Annotated in this window: 14 protein-coding genes; 6 read left to right on the forward strand and 8 right to left on the reverse strand. The window is 47.2% G+C overall.

Annotated features, from left to right (window positions below):
• Positions 1-135: 135 nt before the first annotated feature.
• Entirely contained in the window at positions 136-762 is a 627-nt protein-coding gene (locus tag BM607_RS01540; RefSeq protein WP_071939105.1) for a fumarylacetoacetate hydrolase family protein, read from the forward strand.
• Between the two features lie 136 nt (positions 763-898).
• On the opposite strand, the gene BM607_RS01545 is transcribed toward BM607_RS01540, so the two are convergent.
• The 4 genes from BM607_RS01545 to BM607_RS01560 all read right to left on the reverse strand — a co-directional run bounded on the left by BM607_RS01545 (position 899) and on the right by BM607_RS01560 (position 6417).
• Positions 899-1141 (reverse strand): hypothetical protein, encoded by a 243-nt coding sequence (locus BM607_RS01545; RefSeq protein ID WP_006080930.1) that lies wholly within the window; start codon positions 1139-1141, stop codon positions 899-901.
• 235 nt (positions 1142-1376) lie between these two features.
• Complete coding sequence (locus tag BM607_RS01550; RefSeq protein WP_071939104.1) at positions 1377-4136, reverse strand: family 20 glycosylhydrolase; 2760 nt, start codon at positions 4134-4136, stop codon at positions 1377-1379.
• Between the two features lie 143 nt (positions 4137-4279).
• Positions 4280-5128: an ROK family protein gene (locus BM607_RS01555; protein ID WP_071939103.1), complete on the reverse strand. Its 849-nt coding sequence runs from the start codon at positions 5126-5128 to the stop codon at positions 4280-4282.
• Positions 5125-6417, reverse strand: coding sequence for an MFS transporter (locus BM607_RS01560; protein WP_071939102.1), 1293 nt, complete (start codon positions 6415-6417; stop codon positions 5125-5127). The genes BM607_RS01555 and BM607_RS01560 overlap by 4 nt, the downstream gene beginning before the upstream one ends.
• A gap of 513 nt (positions 6418-6930) precedes the next feature.
• On the opposite strand from BM607_RS01560, the gene BM607_RS01565 reads away from it, so the two are divergent.
• Positions 6931-7905, forward strand: coding sequence for an AraC family transcriptional regulator (locus tag BM607_RS01565; protein WP_071939101.1), 975 nt, complete (start codon positions 6931-6933; stop codon positions 7903-7905).
• Between the two features lie 9 nt (positions 7906-7914).
• On the opposite strand, the gene BM607_RS01570 is transcribed toward BM607_RS01565, so the two are convergent.
• Positions 7915-9426 (reverse strand): tryptophan halogenase family protein, encoded by a 1512-nt coding sequence (locus BM607_RS01570; protein ID WP_071939100.1) that lies wholly within the window; start codon positions 9424-9426, stop codon positions 7915-7917.
• A 67-nt stretch (positions 9427-9493) separates the two neighbouring features.
• On the reverse strand, positions 9494-12130 hold the full coding sequence (locus tag BM607_RS01575) for a TonB-dependent receptor (protein WP_071939099.1): 2637 nt from the start codon (positions 12128-12130) through the stop codon (positions 9494-9496).
• 344 nt (positions 12131-12474) lie between these two features.
• Here BM607_RS01575 and BM607_RS01580 point away from each other — a divergent pair, with 344 nt between their 5' ends.
• The 3 genes from BM607_RS01580 (at position 12475) to BM607_RS01590 (ending at position 15179) form a co-directional block, all read left to right on the forward strand.
• Complete coding sequence (locus BM607_RS01580; protein ID WP_011846319.1) at positions 12475-13602, forward strand: polysaccharide deacetylase family protein; 1128 nt, start codon at positions 12475-12477, stop codon at positions 13600-13602.
• 214 nt (positions 13603-13816) lie between these two features.
• Positions 13817-14602, forward strand: coding sequence for a hypothetical protein (locus BM607_RS01585; RefSeq protein WP_071939098.1), 786 nt, complete (start codon positions 13817-13819; stop codon positions 14600-14602).
• A 154-nt stretch (positions 14603-14756) separates the two neighbouring features.
• Entirely contained in the window at positions 14757-15179 is a 423-nt protein-coding gene (locus tag BM607_RS01590; protein ID WP_006080939.1) for a DUF3224 domain-containing protein, read from the forward strand.
• A gap of 357 nt (positions 15180-15536) precedes the next feature.
• On the opposite strand, the gene BM607_RS01595 is transcribed toward BM607_RS01590, so the two are convergent.
• Positions 15537-16091: a BON domain-containing protein gene (locus BM607_RS01595; protein ID WP_012588155.1), complete on the reverse strand. Its 555-nt coding sequence runs from the start codon at positions 16089-16091 to the stop codon at positions 15537-15539.
• Between the two features lie 307 nt (positions 16092-16398).
• The gene (locus BM607_RS01600) at positions 16399-16854 is read right to left on the reverse strand and encodes a glutamyl-tRNA reductase (protein WP_011846322.1); all 456 of its coding nucleotides are present in this window, start codon (positions 16852-16854) and stop codon (positions 16399-16401) included.
• 249 nt (positions 16855-17103) lie between these two features.
• Between BM607_RS01600 and BM607_RS01605 the strand changes: the two genes are divergently transcribed.
• Positions 17104-18477, forward strand: coding sequence for a sigma-54 dependent transcriptional regulator (locus BM607_RS01605; protein ID WP_063883259.1), 1374 nt, complete (start codon positions 17104-17106; stop codon positions 18475-18477).
• Positions 18478-18488 lie beyond the last annotated feature (11 nt).

Consider the following 18488-nt stretch of genomic DNA (forward strand, 5'->3'; position numbering starts at 1 on the left):
ATATTAATTCAAGTGTAGCAGAGTTCGTCACAAGTAAAGTGAATTATTCTATTTAGAGTTTAGCGCTAGTTAAGGTTAACTTCTTGGTTTGATTATTTAAAAATAATCTCAACCGTATCGTAAAAAGGATTAAAAATGAAATCTGTCGTTTTGGGTGAAAAGCGTATCGTACCGACAAAAATTGTCTGCATTGGACGTAATTATGTCGATCATATCCATGAGTTAGGCAATGATATACCCGACGACATGGTGGTGTTTTTAAAGCCCAATTCGGCGATGTCGACAGTATTGCTTGCCGAGCATCAAGGTGAAAGCTTGCACTATGAAACCGAGCTGTGTTTTATGTTTCAAGATGGCCGTTTTAGCAGCGTTGCCATCGGCTTAGATCTCACTAAACGTGATTTACAAAGCAAGTTAAAAGCCAAGGGATTGCCTTGGGAGCGGGCAAAGGCCTTCGATGGTGCCGCATTATTCAGTCCCTTTGTGGCGATTGATGATGCCGAGGCGCCGCTGCATTTTACTTTGAGTATCAACGATAACTTGGTTCAAGAGGGGCATATCGATTTAATGATCTACAAACCTCAGACCATATTGTCCGAACTACAAGCGTTTATCAGTCTCGATGAAGGCGATATTGTGATGACAGGCACCCCAAAAGGCGTGGGAGTGATTCCCGCTAAAAGTGTATTTAACGTCACGCTGAGCCGGGGTCTGCAAGCGAGTGCTGAACCTTTGCTCGAATGGCAGTGGCAAGTGTCTTGAATCTTGAAAAGATTGAACTTCGCACGAACAATATCAATAAATAGCGAAGTAATTAATGCTGCTACGGCGAGTTATCCGTAATACCGCCGTAGTGTTAATTCGAAAGTGTTAAGGCAAAAGTTTTGATTCTAATTTGTTAGAGTCCCGCGACGGCTTCCATATCGAGTTCGATATCAGTACAGCCTTTAGCACAGTAAATTCCTGCCGCTTGTTCTGCCTTTGCCTGCTCAGGCAATATCACTTTTAATGTCTGTTTACAGCTAGGACATTGCACTGGCTTACCTTTAAATACCCGTTTAATCAGATTCTTCTGCTCATTGAACGAGGTCGCAGTGGTTTGATTTAACACGGCAAAGGGGCTAGTAGAAGCTGTTGTCATCGGCAGGTGGATCCTTAAGGTTAGGCAAAATATAATTGTGAACTTTCACTGAGAAAGCGCATTGCACAGGTACAGTGTGCTCGCGAATACTGAGATTATAGCCTGAGTTGCGCTGTTATTGAAAAGCCTCAATTTAAGAGCGTTAAGCCCATGCTTAACCCATCGACCAGCGGCATTAATCGTCAATTAACGCATCGGCCATCACATGTGATGGCCGGCATTGTGCGATGAACGATTAGAGGGAGCTTTGCCAAGTCGATGGGCGAGAGTAACGTGCGCCATCTTTGACTCTGGCGCGGATGTGTTTGACATCATTAAGCTTGAACGCTTGGCGGTAGGTTTGCCAAGGTCCTGAATCGAGTTGGTATTCCAGCTCGGCATTGGGATACAGGCTATTGAGCACTAACAGCTGATTTTCAATACGTATTCCAGGTGGCGCTATGCGGTAGAAAACTCCCGCTTTTGCTAACTTAGGCTGCACTTTATTGGCGTAAACCGCGGCGAAGGTTTGCCAATCCTGTTTGAGGACTTGCTCGGCTTGGCCATTGAGTTGGCTGGCAAAATGTTGAGTCTGTTGGCTATAGATTTTACCTTGATAATCATAGGCTAATTCCCACGGTGCCTTGTGCCATGCCCGTTCTGCAAGGGCTATCATGCGCGGGAATAGCATGTATTCTGCTTGCTCATCCGATTGCACCATTTCGCTCCAAAGATGCCCCTGCAAGCCGTAAAAACCGTGTCCCGGCTTGAGCTGGCTGTGGCTGTCGTCCGCGATAAATGGCTGATTTAAACTATTGCGCCAGCGCTCGGCATGGGCGGGCAGATTGTCGGGCATAAAGCTAAACACCTTAAAACTGTCAATTGCCCTTGCAGCCCAATGATTACCGCGCTCATCTGGATGGCTAGCATAGGGGAAATCAAAATAGGTGACTTCCGGCGTTGAGAGCACGACCTTCCAGCCAAGATTGACTTGCTTATGGGCGATTTGATGGCCGTTGTCTGAAATCAGTGACCAAGCGTTAGATTGCACTTGGGCGGGCATGTTTTCGGGGCGCACTTCACCCATACCATCATTCCAGCCAGCAGCAATAATCCCTTTATCTGCCAGCATGTTAGCAACGCGTTCGATAAAGTAACCATTGAGTGAGTGCAGTCCGGTTAACTCATCGGCTTTTTGTTTTTTCATTGTGATACACGCGGGAGAGTCGACCCAAGCGCCCGCGGTTTCATCGGCGCCTATGTGGTAATGCACTAAGGGAATGCCTACGGCTTGGTGCATTTTTTTGACTTCATCAATCACTGTATCGATAAAGTGATAGGTGCTCGCCAAGCACACATTGAGTGTGTTGTCGTGATAATACTGAAGCGATGAATATTGGGTTTTATCTGCAAATTCAGTCAGTAAAAACTCCTCCGCCTTAGCTTTGTCTCCCTTGGATAGATAATGGTGATAACGCGCCTCCATGGATTTTATCGCGGCGCGGGAATGCCCTGGCATGTCCAGTGAGGGGATCACTTCGATATGGTGAGCATCAGCCAGTTGTAATATTTCTTGGTATTGTGCCACGGTTAAGTAGCCATCGACGGGATTAACGTCCGCAATTCCGCTGCCTAGTTGTGGCAATAAACAGGTTTGCTCGGTTAAATCGAAACAGCGTTTTGCGCCCACATCGGTCAGTTCGGGTAAGCCGGGTATGGCTAAACGCCAGCCTTCGTCGTCGGCTAAGTGCAAATGCAGTTTATTGATTTTATAGGCGGCGAGCTGTGGAATGATGCGTTTAATAAAATCTAGCGAGTGGAAGTTACGGGCTAAATCGATGTGCAGGCCGCGAAAGGCGTAGCGAGGCTGGTCTTGGATCTCGATGGCGACCAGTTGATCGTCACTTAAACTGATCAACCCTGCGAGGCTTTGTAGGCCGTAGAAGAGTCCCGCTTCAGTGCCCGCTCGAATACTGATTTGCTCAGCCGTTATGGTTAACTGATAGGCTTCGCTGGTTTTCATTTCACTATCATGGGCTTCAGTGCTGGCGACTTTAGGAGCTTGAGTATCGAGCTGTAATAACAGCGGCGTACCTTTGTCCTTGGCCGCAAAGCCTAAACTGCTGAGGTAATTAAACGCCGCCTGCCGTCCCTTAAAGTCTACCGCAGCCGTGAGTCGATAACCTTTGGCAAGGGATAAGGGCGCTGAGTCTAGGCTTTTACTGTGAAGTGGCGTGGGGATGAGTTTGCCGCTAATGTCAGTTGTCTTGTTTGCGTTTGCGTTTGCGGCTAAGGCTTGATATTGCTCGGCTAAATACTGGCCATCGGCAAAGGGGGTTGCATCGTTTTTTGCCAGTAAGAATTGTTGATCGGCATTAAAAGGCGCGAGGTAGTCTTGCTCGGGCAACCCCGTCTCTTTATTGGGCTGGGTTTGAGTGCTCTTTATAAGCTGCGCTTTATCACCCATAGCGACAAAGAAGTTTGGCATAAACTCGGAACGGGTGATTTGGCTGCCTTGGCTATAAAACTCAATACGATAAACTTGATTAGCGACGAAGCCCTTAAAGCTGGCTTTAGGCGTGATTTTATGTAAATCGCCATTGATATGCTCAATGTTAAAGTCACCCGCATCGACAAAATAAACGGGCGATAATTGGCTGAAGTAGATCTGCCAATCGCCGTGATTTAACTCTTCACTGGATAGCTTGTCACTAGATAACTTGTCGCTAGATAGCTGAGCGGGCAGGGTTAGCTCAATGGCAGAGCGATAGCATTGGGTTTCTTTAGCGGGACAGGTTTCAAGATAACTGGCGGTTAACTGATAACTTAGCTGAAGTTTATCGGCCAATTGATTAAGTGCGACATGATTTGCCTCCTGCACGGCGTTGGCTGCCTGTACCGATGGCATAATAAATATTGAAAGCACTGGCCCCAAGGGAAGCACTGCCATTATGCCGCTGATTAATGCCGTCTTAATCCTCTGCCACTTTATTTTCCCTTTCGTTAGTCCTTTCACTTAGCTAAGTCCTTTTGTTGTAAAAACCATTGCGCCGCGCCAATCAATTGCTGGAGCATTGTGATGTTAGTTGAAATCGCTTGATTTTCTGTTGTTGTAAAAACCACTGTGCCGCGTCGATCAATTGCTGGAGCATTGTGATGTTAGTTAAAATCGCTTGATTTCTGTTGTTGTAAAAACCATTGCGCCGCGCCTATGAGTGCCGCATTGTGATGTTGGCTGGCTGAAATCGTCAAGTCCGCCAGTTGGGGGCCATAGACTAAGCTTTGCAATTTCTGTTTAAGCGCTTCAATAAAGAAGGGAAAGCTTTGGCTGACTGAGCCGCCAAGGACGATATCTTTGGGATCGTATACCAGTAAGGTTTGGGCGATCATGTGCGCTAAGTGTTCACCAAAATGGGCGAAGGCTTGCAGCGCTTGGCTGTCTCCTTCACAGGCTTTTTGATACAAATATTCGCCACTCATGTGATGGTGAGTGGTGAAGTATTGCCCCGAGCAGTAGTGCTCAATTATGCCATCGCGATAACTCAAGCTACCGATTTCACCTGCGGCGCAATGTTTACCCGAATACAACTGACCATTAAAAATCACCCCAGCGCCCACGCCAGTGCCTAAGGTAATCCCGAGCATGTCTTGATTGCTGTTGAGCACAGCTTCGCCAAGGGCAAAGAGGTTCGCATCGTTATTCACAACAACATCCATTTCAAAGGTATTTTTAAGTAGCTGGGCTAACTGCGTTGCCGTCAACGCAGGGATGTTGAGCACTTCGAGTAAAGTGCCGCTTTGCATATCCACCATGCCGGGTATCCCGATGGAAATACCACAGGTTTCAGGCGTGAGATGGCTGTGGATACAGGTCACGAGGAAATCGAATAACTGTTCGAAATTGCCATCGGCGGGAACGGGATACCGCCAAGTGTCGAGTAAGGTTTTACCTTCCACCTGTGCCAACATCAGTTTAGTTCCCCCAAGATCTAAACATAGGACGCTCATAATAGCTTGTTGCCTCTCGTGTTGTTTGTTGCCATCGGCTCGTCATTCTTTGAGGCCGCTTTTGTTGAAAATAATGTGGTGTTTTTAATTAAGGGACGAGCCGTTAGGGCTACATAGCCTATGTATGCCATAGGAATTAACAGCACTAGCATCCCGAGCCGTAATTCGCCGGACAGCTCACTGATAACACCAATGATCGGCGAGATAAACGCGCCGCCGATAATGCCAGTGCAGAGAATGCCAGCGAATGATCCATGATCTTGGGCGCGAGAATTGAGCGCCAGCGAGAAGATCACCGACCACATGATAGAAATGAAAAAGCCAACCAATGGGAAACAAATTAATGCTAGTTGGCTCGGTCCCCAAATCGCCACCAGAAAACAAACCAGTGAACTAAGGGAAAAACTGAGCAGCAAGATCTGACTGTCGATAAGCTTAAGTAGCAGCAAACCGAGTAGGCAGCCGAGCGTCATGTAAAACCAAAAATCGCTAACCACATTGGCGCCGACACTTAAGGTATCAAGACCATGATATTGCGACAAAAAGACTGAGATACTGTTAGCAAGCCCTTGCTCAAGTGCAACGTAGGCGGCGATAGCGAAGAAGAATTTCAAAACGGTTTTATCTTTGAAAAGGCGTAAATGGGTCTCCAGTGCACCCGCCGACTCATCTGCCAATTTATCCACTTTGGGCATCTTCACTAGGCTGGCAAAGAGCACCATGGCGAGTGCGACCACGGCAAATAACCAGTACATGGCGAGCCAACTCATGTTCTCGGGCAATAGCTGTTGCACATAGTTGGCTGATGCTGCACTGGCTTGATCTAAGGCGACAAAATGCTGGTACACCAGCGGCGCTAAGGTTGCGGCGCCGCCAAAGGCGAGTTGGGCCAGTACGGAGAAAAAGGCAAAGTGCTCAGGCCCCGCGGCTTGGCGCAGTAAGGGATTCACTGCTACCTGCAATAAGCTCATGCCAGTGCCGATACAAAACAGGCTAAACATGGCGATGCTAAAGGAAGGGAGACACACAAAAGTAACTGCGCCGATAAACGCGAGGCTAAAGGCTAAGATGATCACTCGCTTTTCACCGTACTTGTCCACCAAAATCCCCGCAGGAATCGATGTCACTCCGTAGGCGATAAAAAACGCAAAGGGAAATAACCCCGCCAACGTCAGGCCGATAGCATAACTGTCAATTAACGCAGGAAAAATCGGCCCCATACTGTTGGTCATCAAGGAAATCACAAAGAAAGTACAGAGGACAAACAGAATGATGAGTTTGTGTTTCATGTGCTTAGCCAATTGAATTAAGTGAAATTCATTGTGGACTGACGCTCGCTATGGCGGTGATACGAATGGTGCCTCTGTCGATACTTTTCTCACATATGCAAATCGTGTTCGCGCTGATTTGGCTGATTTACATCAGGTGCAGTTAATACGGGCTGTAGATACTGGCTATAGATATGGGTTGCCGCTGCTGCGGATAGGCATAGGTAAAACCGTGTTTTAGTATCTGCTGATAAAGTGTTTGCTTGTAAAATAGTTACCTTTAATTAACATTGGATAGAATAGTATTAGAGTAACGGAGTTGAGTATCACTGTAGGGCTGACTTGCTATAGACAATAGTGCGCGAGGCACAGCGATTTCGCCGAGCTGATAGGTCATGGCTGGCATTTAAAAATAAGGCCTAAGTAATTGAATAATTTAACAGGATGGAATAACGGCTAGCTTGAGTGAATGGCGTTGATCTGTAAAAGTTGATTGAAGCTAAGGTAAAGGAATGAGTAACTGGAGTTTAATGGATGAAACCTCTGTGTGAAAAAGTGATCCCCGATGAAAACAGCTCTTGGCGTTACTTTCGTTATGAATGGGACCACATGGATCTCAACTGGCATTATCACCCCGAGTACGAAATCTGCTTAACCCTCAACAGTTATGGCATGCGTTATGTGGGCGACCATATTGCCCGCTATGGCGATTATGATTTAGTGATCATCGGCCCAGACATGCCCCACGGCTGGCAATCCGAGGCTAACCTTGATGTTTTAACTGACGAGGTTTCAAAGAACGATTGTTTGAAAGGCGGCACTTCAACTGCGGTCGGTTTGAAAGAGTCCGTTTTGATGGGCTCCGCTTCGAAAAATCGAGTGAAGGAAGTCGTGTATGTGGCACAAATTCCCGCAGTCTGGCTACACCAAATTGTGAATGAGCAGCGCGAGTTAGCTTCCTTGCATTCGCTTTTGACCCATGCCAAACGGGGCGTGTTGTTTAGTGAGGAAACGGCGCGCAAAGCCCATAGCGTGTTTATCGCGATGGAGATGGCTAATCCCTTTAAACGCTATATTTTGTTATTGGAATTATTAGCGTTATTACAACAGGATAGTCAGCAAGAACTCTTGTCCAGTACCTTGTTCACCCACGGCAGTAAGCTCGACTTTACCGTGAAAAAGCTCGATAAAGTGATTGAGCATATTTATGACAATTACACTCAGGCCTTGTCGGCACAGGATTTGGCAAAGTTGGCGCACATGAGCACCAATCATTTCCATCGCTTCTTTAAAAAACGCACCGAGAAAACCTTAACTGAGTTTATCAATCAACTCAGGATCGCTAAGGCGTGCAAGTTATTACTCTCGAACCAGAGCCCGATTTCAACCATCAGCGATCAGTGTGGCTTCAATAACTTATCTAATTTCAATCGACGCTTTATTCAATTTAAAGGCGTCACGCCGAGTCGCTTTCGTCAGCGCTTCAGCAGTAAACAAAGGGCGATTTAACCCTTACTTTCACGAATGCTTAGGCTGAAAATACTGCTCCACTAAGGTTTGGCAGTAGCTTATCGCCTGGGCGGTGATCTCCGCTGAAATCGGCTCAAATGGGCGCTTCAGTTTTGGGTCACGGTAATCCATTCCCGCTAATAGCGCATACCAAGAAGGGCGAAAGTAGGCTAGCTGCTGATCGTATTGGTAAAGCAGTAAATCAAAGTCTTCCCCTTGATACCAAGCTTTTAATAGTTGCGTCAGCCTTTGGGAAATCGCGACTTTTCTCGCTGCCACCCAATAAGGTTCGCTGCGCTGACTGGTGACATAATGGGCCTGAATGTAATCCTTTATGCCGAGCACTAACTGCATTACTGCTTGATTTAATGTTTGTCGACTTAAGGTTTCTGCCTGCTTATTTAATTGATAACGCTCGAATAATGACATAAATCTTTCAAGGGTGAACTGAGTCATCATGATCGACGTGGCTTCGAGCGGCTCGATAAAACTTTGCGCAAGCCCTATCGCCAGCACATTGTTGTGCCAAGCCTTGTCACTGACGCCGACCCGCAGCTTGAGAAACCGAACTTGGGTCGACTCGGGTAAATTTACACTGTGCAACAATTCCTTAGCCGCGGCATTGGCACTGAGGTGGCGACTGCTATAAACATAGCCATTGCCAAGCCTGTGGGTGAGGGGGATTTGCCATAGCCAGCCCGCACTGAGCGCCGTGGCGCGGGTATGGTACTTGGCCTGCTGTGCTTGAGTGGAGTTTATTAATGCAGGTACAGGTACAGGTACAGTGACGGCGCTGTCGTTGAGCAACTCCTCGGCGAAGGATTGAAAGGGCACGCCTAGGGCTTTATGGATTAACTTGGCGCTAAAACCGCTGGCATCGATGAAAAAGTCGGCGCTCAGTCGTTCGCCATTTGCCAGGTTCAGTGTCTCAATCTGCTGGTTTGGGGAGGTTGACACCTCGACCACATCAGCAATGATCTGCCGTACGCCACGTTGGCAGGCATAATCTTTTAAGTAATTGGCCAGCTCAGTTGCATCGAAGTGATAGCCGTATTCGTTAGCGCAGGGTAGTGTTTTCTTCGGCCTTGGGCTGAGATTGTGTTTGGCCAGTACGCCGCTAGAGAAAAATGCATCGGGTTTAACGGCATTGCCATGCCCTCGGCGCCTCGCATTGGCGTTGATAAAAAAGACTTCGGCGGGTTTTACATCCATTTGAAAATAGAAAGGGTGGAAGTATTGCTGGCCGTCACCATTCCAATTGATGAAGTCGATGCCGGTTTTATAGCTGGCGTGGCATTGCTCCATCCAATCTTTTTCGCTAATGCCTAAGTTGTCCATAAAGCGTTTTAAGTGTGGCGTCGAGCCTTCGCCAACGCCGATAGTGCCTATGTTGTCCGATTCCACTAAACAGAGTTCAATGGCGGCAAATACGGGGTTATTCGCGAGGGCGGCCGCTGCCATCCAGCCTGCGGTGCCGCCACCTAAGATAATGATTTTTCTGATTGCTTGCTTCACTTTCATGGCTTATCCCCGCTGCATTATCAACGCAAAAAGCCGACCCTAAGGTCGGCTATGGTGTGACTCAAGTTTAAAATTTGTAGCTGGCACCGACGAAATAACGTGAACCAAATTCGATGGTATTTTGCGTCAATCCATATTTAACATCATAGGATTGCACCACTTCATTGGTTAAGTTAACCCCTTCGAGTGAAACATCTAAGTTCTCCATCGCATGCCAAATAATCGAGGCATCGACTTGTTGATAGCTGTCGTTTAACACGTTTTGAATGTTACCCACGCCTAAGTATTCTGAACGCCAGTTATAGGCGATACGGGCGCTGAATAGATCATCTTCGTAGAAGAGTGAGCCGTTGAAGGAGTTTTCTGACACGCCTTCAATCATTTGTTCAGTGCCATCGGGGCGAGTGCTCTTACTGTCAACATAGGTGTAGTTGGTCAAGAAGCCAAAACCGCTTTCAAAGTTATGTTGCAGCTGGATTTCAAGCCCAGTCACTGAGCCGCTGCCGCCGTTGGCTGGGGCTGTAACTCGGCATTTATCCCACTCGGATTCTGACGCGCCGCAACCTTCGATATATTGCGTCGACTCACTGACAAACACTACGTTATCAATATCTTTGTAGAACAGGGCCGCCGACAACATAGAAGATTCAGTGAAGTACCATTCGATGCCAAGGTCGGCTTGATTCGCCTTATAGGGTTTCAAATTTGGATTACCGCCGGTCGCAGTACCAAAGTTTTTCGCTATGGCTAAACCAGGTTTGAGGTCGCTGTAGTTGTTACGCGCCATCACGGAAGAGGCCGAAGCACGTAGGATTAAGTCTTCTTGCAGATCAAAGGCGACGTTGATGCTCGGTAGCCAATTATCGTAATTGACTGATTCATTGTAGGGCTTGCCATCGGCAAAACCGGTTGAGGTTTGGTCTGTGTTAACGTAACGCACGCCAAAGTTACCACGGTAGAATTCGCCGCTGAAATCCGCTTGGGCATACAGGGCCAACATATCCTCTTCGACAGTGAAGGTGTTACCGAGATCGGCGACTTCCACTAACTCGCCATTGGCGTATTTCTCGCTGATAAAGGCCCACCATTTGTCTTCATCTAACTTGGCATAGGAGTCGAGCACATTGCCGCCGCTCTGGGAATGTAGCCCAGACAGCACGCCATCGCTCCAGTTAGCGAGGTTGCCATTAGGCACGAAACCTAGGATTTCTGCGGGGTTACGGTTGAAGGCATTTCGCTCGAAATCACTGGTGTTGTACTTAATCCCGACCGCAATTTTGTTAATAAAATCATGGTCGAGTTGATATTCGAAATCGGTCTGTGCGTAGGTCACTTTATGATCTTGCACTGTGGTTTCGTAGTTCGCCTCTTGGGCGTGCTTGAACTGGCTGGCATCGTTAGCATCTAAACTCGTCAGCACCACTTGGTAGGGACCCGTGGCATCGTAACTAAAGCCGCCATCGACACTGCCTTGACCATTAGGGAAGGCGGAGTCGCCAATTTTACCGCCTTGATCCGTCGCTGGGATCCACCAAGAAGATGAACCGCCTTGGGTGCCGCCATCTGAGGTCGATTGGCCAATGACGCCGCTAATCGTAAAACTGTCCCCGACGTATTTTCCGGTTAAGTTGAGTACGTCAGATTTCATATTGACCGCGTGGCGCACCACAGGGTTATAAATAATCGACGCATACGCCGGCAGAATCGTTGCCGATGCCGTACCGCCTTGGGCATTGTTCACTACGTTGGTGGAGCCTGAACCGCGCGCGCCAACGGTTAAGAAGTTATGGTTTACGTGGGGGATATCGAGTTCAAAATTAAAGTAATCTAAGGTGAACTCGGTATTGTCAGTTGGCGCAAATTGCAGTGTGACTTGGGCGCTGGTCCGTTCACGTTCGGCTCTAAAGGCCTGCGAGCCAATGCCCCAAGCGCCAACGGTAGATTCTTGATTTTGCGCGGGATCGGCGGCGAAGTATTCATAATAGCCACTGAGAGATTCCAGCACTTGGCGGCCGCTGGTAATTTTTTCTACTGAATAGGCGCCTAAAATACCGAACTTTTCATCGTCATTTTTCCAGCTTCCGAGGAATGAGCCACTCGGGTCTGTTTCATCGTACAGGCTGCTTTGGCTCAGCTCGCCAGCGACTTGATAGGTGTGGGCATCGAGATCTAAGGGCTTGCGGGTTTTGAGATCGACAGTACCGCCCAGCGCACCTTCTTCAAGTCTGGCAGTCGGGGTTTTATGCACTTCAACGGCGTTCACTTGCTCAGCCGACAACAATTCCATATTGAAGGTACGAGTGGCAGGACCCAAGTCATACCAAGAAGTGCTAGCAACGGTTTGACCGTTAAGCAAAATACGGCTCTGCTCTGGCGCTGTACCGCGAATAGTGACGCCGCTTACTTCGCCGTATTGCCTATCGACCGTCACCCCAGAAATTCGCTGCAGCGCATCACCGATGTTTTTATCGGGAAACTTACCTATGTCTTCCGAGGTGATGGCATCGACCGTGGAGTCGGCGAAGCGTTTGGTATTCAATGAGGCTTCAATCGAGCGACGTATGCCGCGTACTTGGATCACCTCCATATTTTCTGCCGTTGCCTCTTGTTGCTCCGCCGCGACTGCGGTTGAGCTCATCCCGAATAAGGCGTTAGCGATACACAATGCGAGCAAAGAGCTCTTAAATAATTGACCTTCTGACATGTTATAGCGTCCCTGTAGTGCTTTAGTGTTGTTTTTTTCTTCAGTTAACTTACCTGTTATCGAATTGTTGATGCGGTACTTTTCACACTAGGATTGGTATTTTTCTATTGTGTTTAACGCGAGGGAGGCGGTGATTTCAACTTGAGTGGTGATGGGAGATTTATCGACTTAGCGTAGAAAAGTATGGCTTGTTGCTAGGATGGTATAACTAACGCCAGCTGGATTACTCACTATAGAGATGCCGAGCGAATGAGTGCCGCCACTGTGTGTGAGTTTGGACACCATGGGCATTAACTCATTACTTTTTAAGCATTAGCTTTAAACATTATCTATAGGATGAGATCATGAAACTGAAATCGATAGCCGCCGCAGTTGGACTTTGTTTAGCGAGCTTAAGTGTTGCCCACGCCAGCGATAAAACCATTTACCTCACCTTTGATGATGGTCCAATTGATGCGACCTTAGGACTGTTAGACGCCTTAAAAGACGCCAATATCAAGGCGACGTTCTTTATCAATGCTTTTCATATGTATGGCGAAGGGGATGAAAACGAAGCGTTAGCGGCTGTCGCCTTACAACGTTTGCTAGACGATGGTCATATTCTGGCAAACCACAGTTACGATCATATGCTGCATAACTGCACCGATGGTGTGCAATCGGGGGCGGTTTATTGCAATCAAGTGGGCCTCTGGCCAGTTAAATCCTATCAAGATGCGGCTACCGACTTTACCTACTTTGTGACGAATACCGCCAAAGTGGTTGAAATTATCCCTAATGCCGCCAGTTATCCAAACAACAAGATGACTAAGTTGGCGCGTTTGCCCTATACCAATGGCTGGCGAGTGAGCAGTAAACTCAAAGGCGACGGTTTGTGTGCCACCTCTGATACTGTGCCACCTTGGGACCCTGCTTTTGCTTGTACCGCTGAAACCTCTACCAACAGCTCGCAAGTTGCGGTGCAAATTCAAAACATGCTCGCCGAGAGTGACTATAAAATATTTGGTTGGGACTTTGATTGGGGGCCAGAGGATTGGGGCGTGGCTTTTCCAGCCGAATCTATGGCCGATGGGGTTGAGCTGGTGGATAAAATCAATCAAGTGATCAACACCTGTGCGGGCACCACAATGAACCCTCTTAACAGTCGCACGCAGAACTTAGACTGTAGCGATGGTTTGCACGACGGTAAAGTGGTGATCTTGACCCACGACTTCCTGTTTGAGAATGCTCACCGTGGTCAGGGGGCGACCATCAACTTGCCTAAAATTAAACGCTTTGTGGAAGAGGCGCAGCGCCAAGGATACCGTTTCGACACGCTAGATAACTATGCCCCCGCTTGGCAGGATCAGCATGATTATCAGCAGCCTGATTTTGTCTCGTATCAAGATAAAATCTATTCCTTAGTGCAAGCCCATTTCTCCCAAAGTAATTGGCAACCGAACCAAACCCCAGCCTTGTGGAAAAACGAGAAGTAGCTAAGTGTTGGGCTGAGTATTTACTCGGCCCATTATATTGGCCGAGTAAAGGGTATGTTGCTGAACTTAGCCTGACAAAACTCAAAATAGCGTCACTTTTTTACACTTTACCCACTCCGCTTTAACTCAGTATCTGTAATACTGCTCCGACATTGATTTGAAGTTGATCAGTGTTAGAAAAGCAGCGCACAAAGCGCGCGATTGGGGAGAGAAAATGAGTACGTTTGTAAAGTTAACCTTAGCGGGCACCTTAGTGATATTAGCCATACTCGCCGCAGGTATTTACCGTTTCAACATGACCAATGATGATATTTATATGGTGATGGAAGATGGTAAGGTCATGCAATACGACGAGGCCATGGCGCAGGAAAAAACGCAGGCACAGGCCAATGAGGTCGAAGTGGTGACACCGCTTGAGGTTAAGCCGGTGGCGAATGCGTCGGAAGTGATGCTTAAACTCTTCAGCTTAAATACCGCCAACCCGTTTGAAATTACCCTACCAGAGGGCGGTAAATCGGTTGCCTTGACCCATTTTATTAAGATCAAGCAAACTGAATTTGCGATGGGCGATTATCAAGATGGCGAGGTAAAAGGCCGAGTATTACTGGATTATTTGCGCATTACGCCGTTAAATTTCGATCCCGCTTTAGAGCCCGACACCCAGAGTAACGCGCCAATTCAAGATGATCCTAAAATGCAGACTATGCCCTTTGTGGCACCGTTTATTGTGACGACTCAAGGTTCGGGGGCATTTTGGTATCTTGGCTTGTTTAGCCTCGATTTTGAACACAATAACTTGAAGCATTTAGGCAGCGTTATGCTGGGCGACCGCATTGAGGTTGACAGTATTGAACCTGTTTATCCCTTCGAAGCCCCATTCAAAATTGCCGTGATTTATCGCGATAGAGCGCCTGACCAACCTATGTCTGAAAGCCCTGAAATCGTCAAAACCTTAGAGGTGACAGTGAGCGAAACTGGCATCACTAACATAAATCAGTAGTGAGTAGTCGTGCGCAAAGGGTCGGGAGTAAATGCATTATGGATCTGCGCAGGCTTGTGCTAAGTTATTTTTCGTTCTGTGTGTGATGCTTGCCGCTGCGGCAAGTATTCTCGGGTAGATAGACTTGGCATAATGTTTTGACAAGGAGAGTGTCATGCAAGTTAGCAAAATCACTGGGAAATTTGATGTTAAGCTCACCCCAGATAGCACCTATGCTACGGGTGTGGGCGGCGTGACGTTAGGTCGTATGGGTTTAGATAAAACCTTTTATGGCGAGCTTGAGGGCCGTAGCCAAGGGGAAATGCTCAGTGCAATGACGTCAGTCAAAGGCTCGGCTGGCTATGTGGCGATTGAGCAAGTGGTTGGCAAAGTGTGTGGTAAGCAGGGTAGTTTCGTGCTGCAACATTTTGGCATTATGACCGATGGACAAAACCGTTTGATCTTAGAAGTGGTTCCCCATTCCGGTGCGGGCGAGTTGCAGGGCTTAACGGGCACTATGGCCATCAGTATCGAAAATGGTCAGCATTTTTATGAGTTCCAGTTTGGCTTTGAAGCCAGCGCTGAGCCCGCATTTTAACGCGACTTCAGGCATGATTGTTTTAGGCATGATTGTTTCTGAAAATATAGTTTCAGGCACTATTAAGGTGTTATCGCTTAAGGTACTATCGCTTCCAGCATTAGCCTGATGTCGTTCAATTTTCCTACCTTGATTTCGTTTTCTCAAACCTAGTTTTATCTACGTGGCCTAGAAAACCTTGCTTGATTTAGTGACATAATGGACATAAAAAAACCAGCCTAGGCTGGTTTTTTGTTATTACTCTTTCTTATCAATCGAGTTCAAAAGTTGAGGCAAGATTAACGCCTTGTACTTAACTCTGACTGTTAAAGCGCTACTTTTGAAAGCTAGTTTCAGAAAGTGCAGCTTTAGCTAGCGTTAAGAGGCTTTTTTAACGACTTTGATTTTATCGACAACTTTTTTCACATCGTCGGTATTCTCGGCAATTTTCAGCGCTAACTGACGTTCGGCATCGCTAGCAACTTCACCTTTTAAGGTGACGATACCATTAGCGACATCCACATTAATCTGAGTGCCGGAAACATCGGTTGAAAACAGTAAACGGGTTTTGACGACTGTGGCAACCTTAGAATCGGTCAAAGTAGCAACAACTTCACTGGTGCCTTCTTTCTCATTCATCACAATGAGTTGATTATCGACATCTTTTACGCCGTCTAAACTTTTGATCAGTTCAGTGGCAAGAGCTTTATCGACACTGCTTTCCACTTTACCCGTTAACGTCACGTTTCCCTCTTTGACATCCGTTATAATGTCAAAGGAATTGAGATTGGTATTGAGCAGTAAAGTAGTTTCAGCTTTACCATCGATCCACGCATCCTTAGCCCCGTCCTTCCAATCTTGAGCTGCTGCGACATTTAAACTGATTGAACCGACAAGTAAGGTCGCTAGTACTGATGCTGTTGTGGTTTTCATAATCATATCCTCCGTTGTTTTCTCGATGTTAGATATTGCGTGAATCGTGCCAACATTGTTAAGTTGCTGATTTGAAAGTGTTTGATTGCTATTTTTGATGTTTTAATGGAAGGATTGTTTTGCTTAAGTCGGTCTTTTTTACCGACAAAATGTAATTTTTTCTGGCAAGCGAAGTCATCTTTAAAGCATAAAAAACCGCACGAATGTGTGCGGAATAGCAAGCGGTGCGTTAAAGCTGGATATTGCCAGGTAAAGAGGCTCATACTGATGCGCACTAATGCAAACTGATGTAAACAGGTGCAAAGAATTACCCAGGATTGAGCGAACTCATACCATCGCAACTGATTTGCAGCCAAGCGGCGCCTTCTGCGAGCTGATTGGCAAGTTGTGGCTGATGTGCTTGCCTTACTGCTTGCTTCATCTGGGTTAACACTTGCTGCTCTATAACGACAAGTGCGGCCATCGCCTGCGATATATGGCACTGATGCAGCAACTTTGTCGCTTGAGTGTAAGTGACAGGTATCGTATGACTCAGGCCATGAAGCGGCTCGCTAGACAAAGGGCGCAGCTGCTCAAATCGCCTCAACATTCGCTGGTGGATATTCGCTTTGGTCGAAAAAATCCGCTTAAGGTTATAGTCTTCGACGTACGTCATCGCTTGGTTGTAAAATGTGAGTCCTTCTTGATTGAGCGTTATCATTTCATCGATCAACATGATATCGGCGCGGATATCAGTCTGATGTTGCACAACATTAGACTTCATTATGGGCCTCCTAATGCTAGTGTTCGACATAGCCTTGTTTAACGGCTTGGGTCAACTAATTGAGTTTCGTTCAGCTACCATGCATATTCTGTTCTCGTTTTTAATGATATGTTAACAGGCTGATTTTTAGACTGATATTCTCGGTTCATTACGCCATCCTCTTGGAATATCGGCAACTATTACCGCTGCTGTTGTTAAAATTTCACGACTGACATACAGTAGCCCTTCATACACAGGGAGTGGGATAGCATGGCTCGATTGACACTTTTTTATCACCTGCAGGATGTAAACGCCGAACAAGCCATCTTAGAACTCGCCGGCGCTGCCGACTTTAATAAGCTACGCAGTGTCGATGATTTGCCTTGGATAGAACAGCTTGAGGCGAATCACGTCGATGTTGCCATCATTGAGCTGTCCAGCCTTAGCCGTGAGGATTATCTCGGGCTACTGGACAATGTAGCTCTGTCTAATATTGAGTTTATTTTTCTCTCCGACGGCCAGCCAAACCCCAATCTTGATCAGTTAATGTCGCATTTTGCCGGTTATCATTTTCGCAAACCCTACGACATGACGTTAATCAGCGATATTTTCGCCGATTTTGCCCAGTATCTAGTGTCATCCCCAATTCGGCCTCGGCCTTTTTCCAGTGAGCTAGACCAATATGGTTTACTCGTCGGTTCCTCTGCTGCGATGCATAAGCTGTATCGCACGATTCGCCGCGTCTCCGCGACCGACAGTAATGTGCTGATCATCGGTGAGAGCGGGGCGGGGAAAGAGCTGGTCGCTAATACCATACATCTTGCCAGCCCTAGGCTGAACGAGCCTTTTATCGCGATTAACTGCGGCGCCTTAAGCCCTGAATTGGTCGATAGCGAGTTGTTTGGCCATGTAAAAGGCGCGTTCACTGGCGCTCATCGCGATCACAAAGGCGTATTTGAGCAGGCAGAAGGCGGAACCTTATTTCTCGATGAAGTCACCGAAATGCCAATTGAGCATCAAGTGAAGTTACTCAGAGTGCTTGAAAATAGTGAATATCGCCCCGTTGGCGGTGCCAAAGTGCAACTCGCCAATGTGCGGATTGTAGCGGCAACCAATCGTGATCCCATAGCGGCAATCGAGGCTGGGCAATTTCGCGAGGATTTATATTTCCGTTTGGCCCAGTTCCCTATCCGCGTTCCGCCATTAAGGGAACGTGGCGATGATATTCTTGGGCTGGCGCAGCATTTTCTTGCCTATCGTAACGTGGCAGAAAAGCAGAATAAAAGCCTCGCTGACGACAGTGCGCAGATGATCGCTGCGTACCCTTGGTCGGGTAATGTGCGTGAATTAAAGCATGCCATTGAGCGAGCCTATATTTTGGCAGACCAAGAGATTTTACCCAGCCATTTACAGTTGCCACAGGCGAGTGAAATGGGTGCTTCTGGCGATGACCAAGTCGTTATCCCGCAGGGCATGCGTTTAGATGACTTAGAAAAAATCGCCATTTATCAAGCATTAGAAACGACTCAAGGCAATAAAACCGATACTGCCGAGCAGCTGGGGATCAGCGTGAAAACCCTCTACAACAAGCTCAGCAAATACGAGCAGCAAATCGAAGCGGGTGAATCGAATGCAGAGATGTAGTTTTTAGGCTT

Origin of the sequence: Shewanella sp. SACH (genome assembly GCF_001887095.2) — a bacterium.
Taxonomy (GTDB): domain Bacteria; phylum Pseudomonadota; class Gammaproteobacteria; order Enterobacterales; family Shewanellaceae; genus Shewanella; species Shewanella baltica.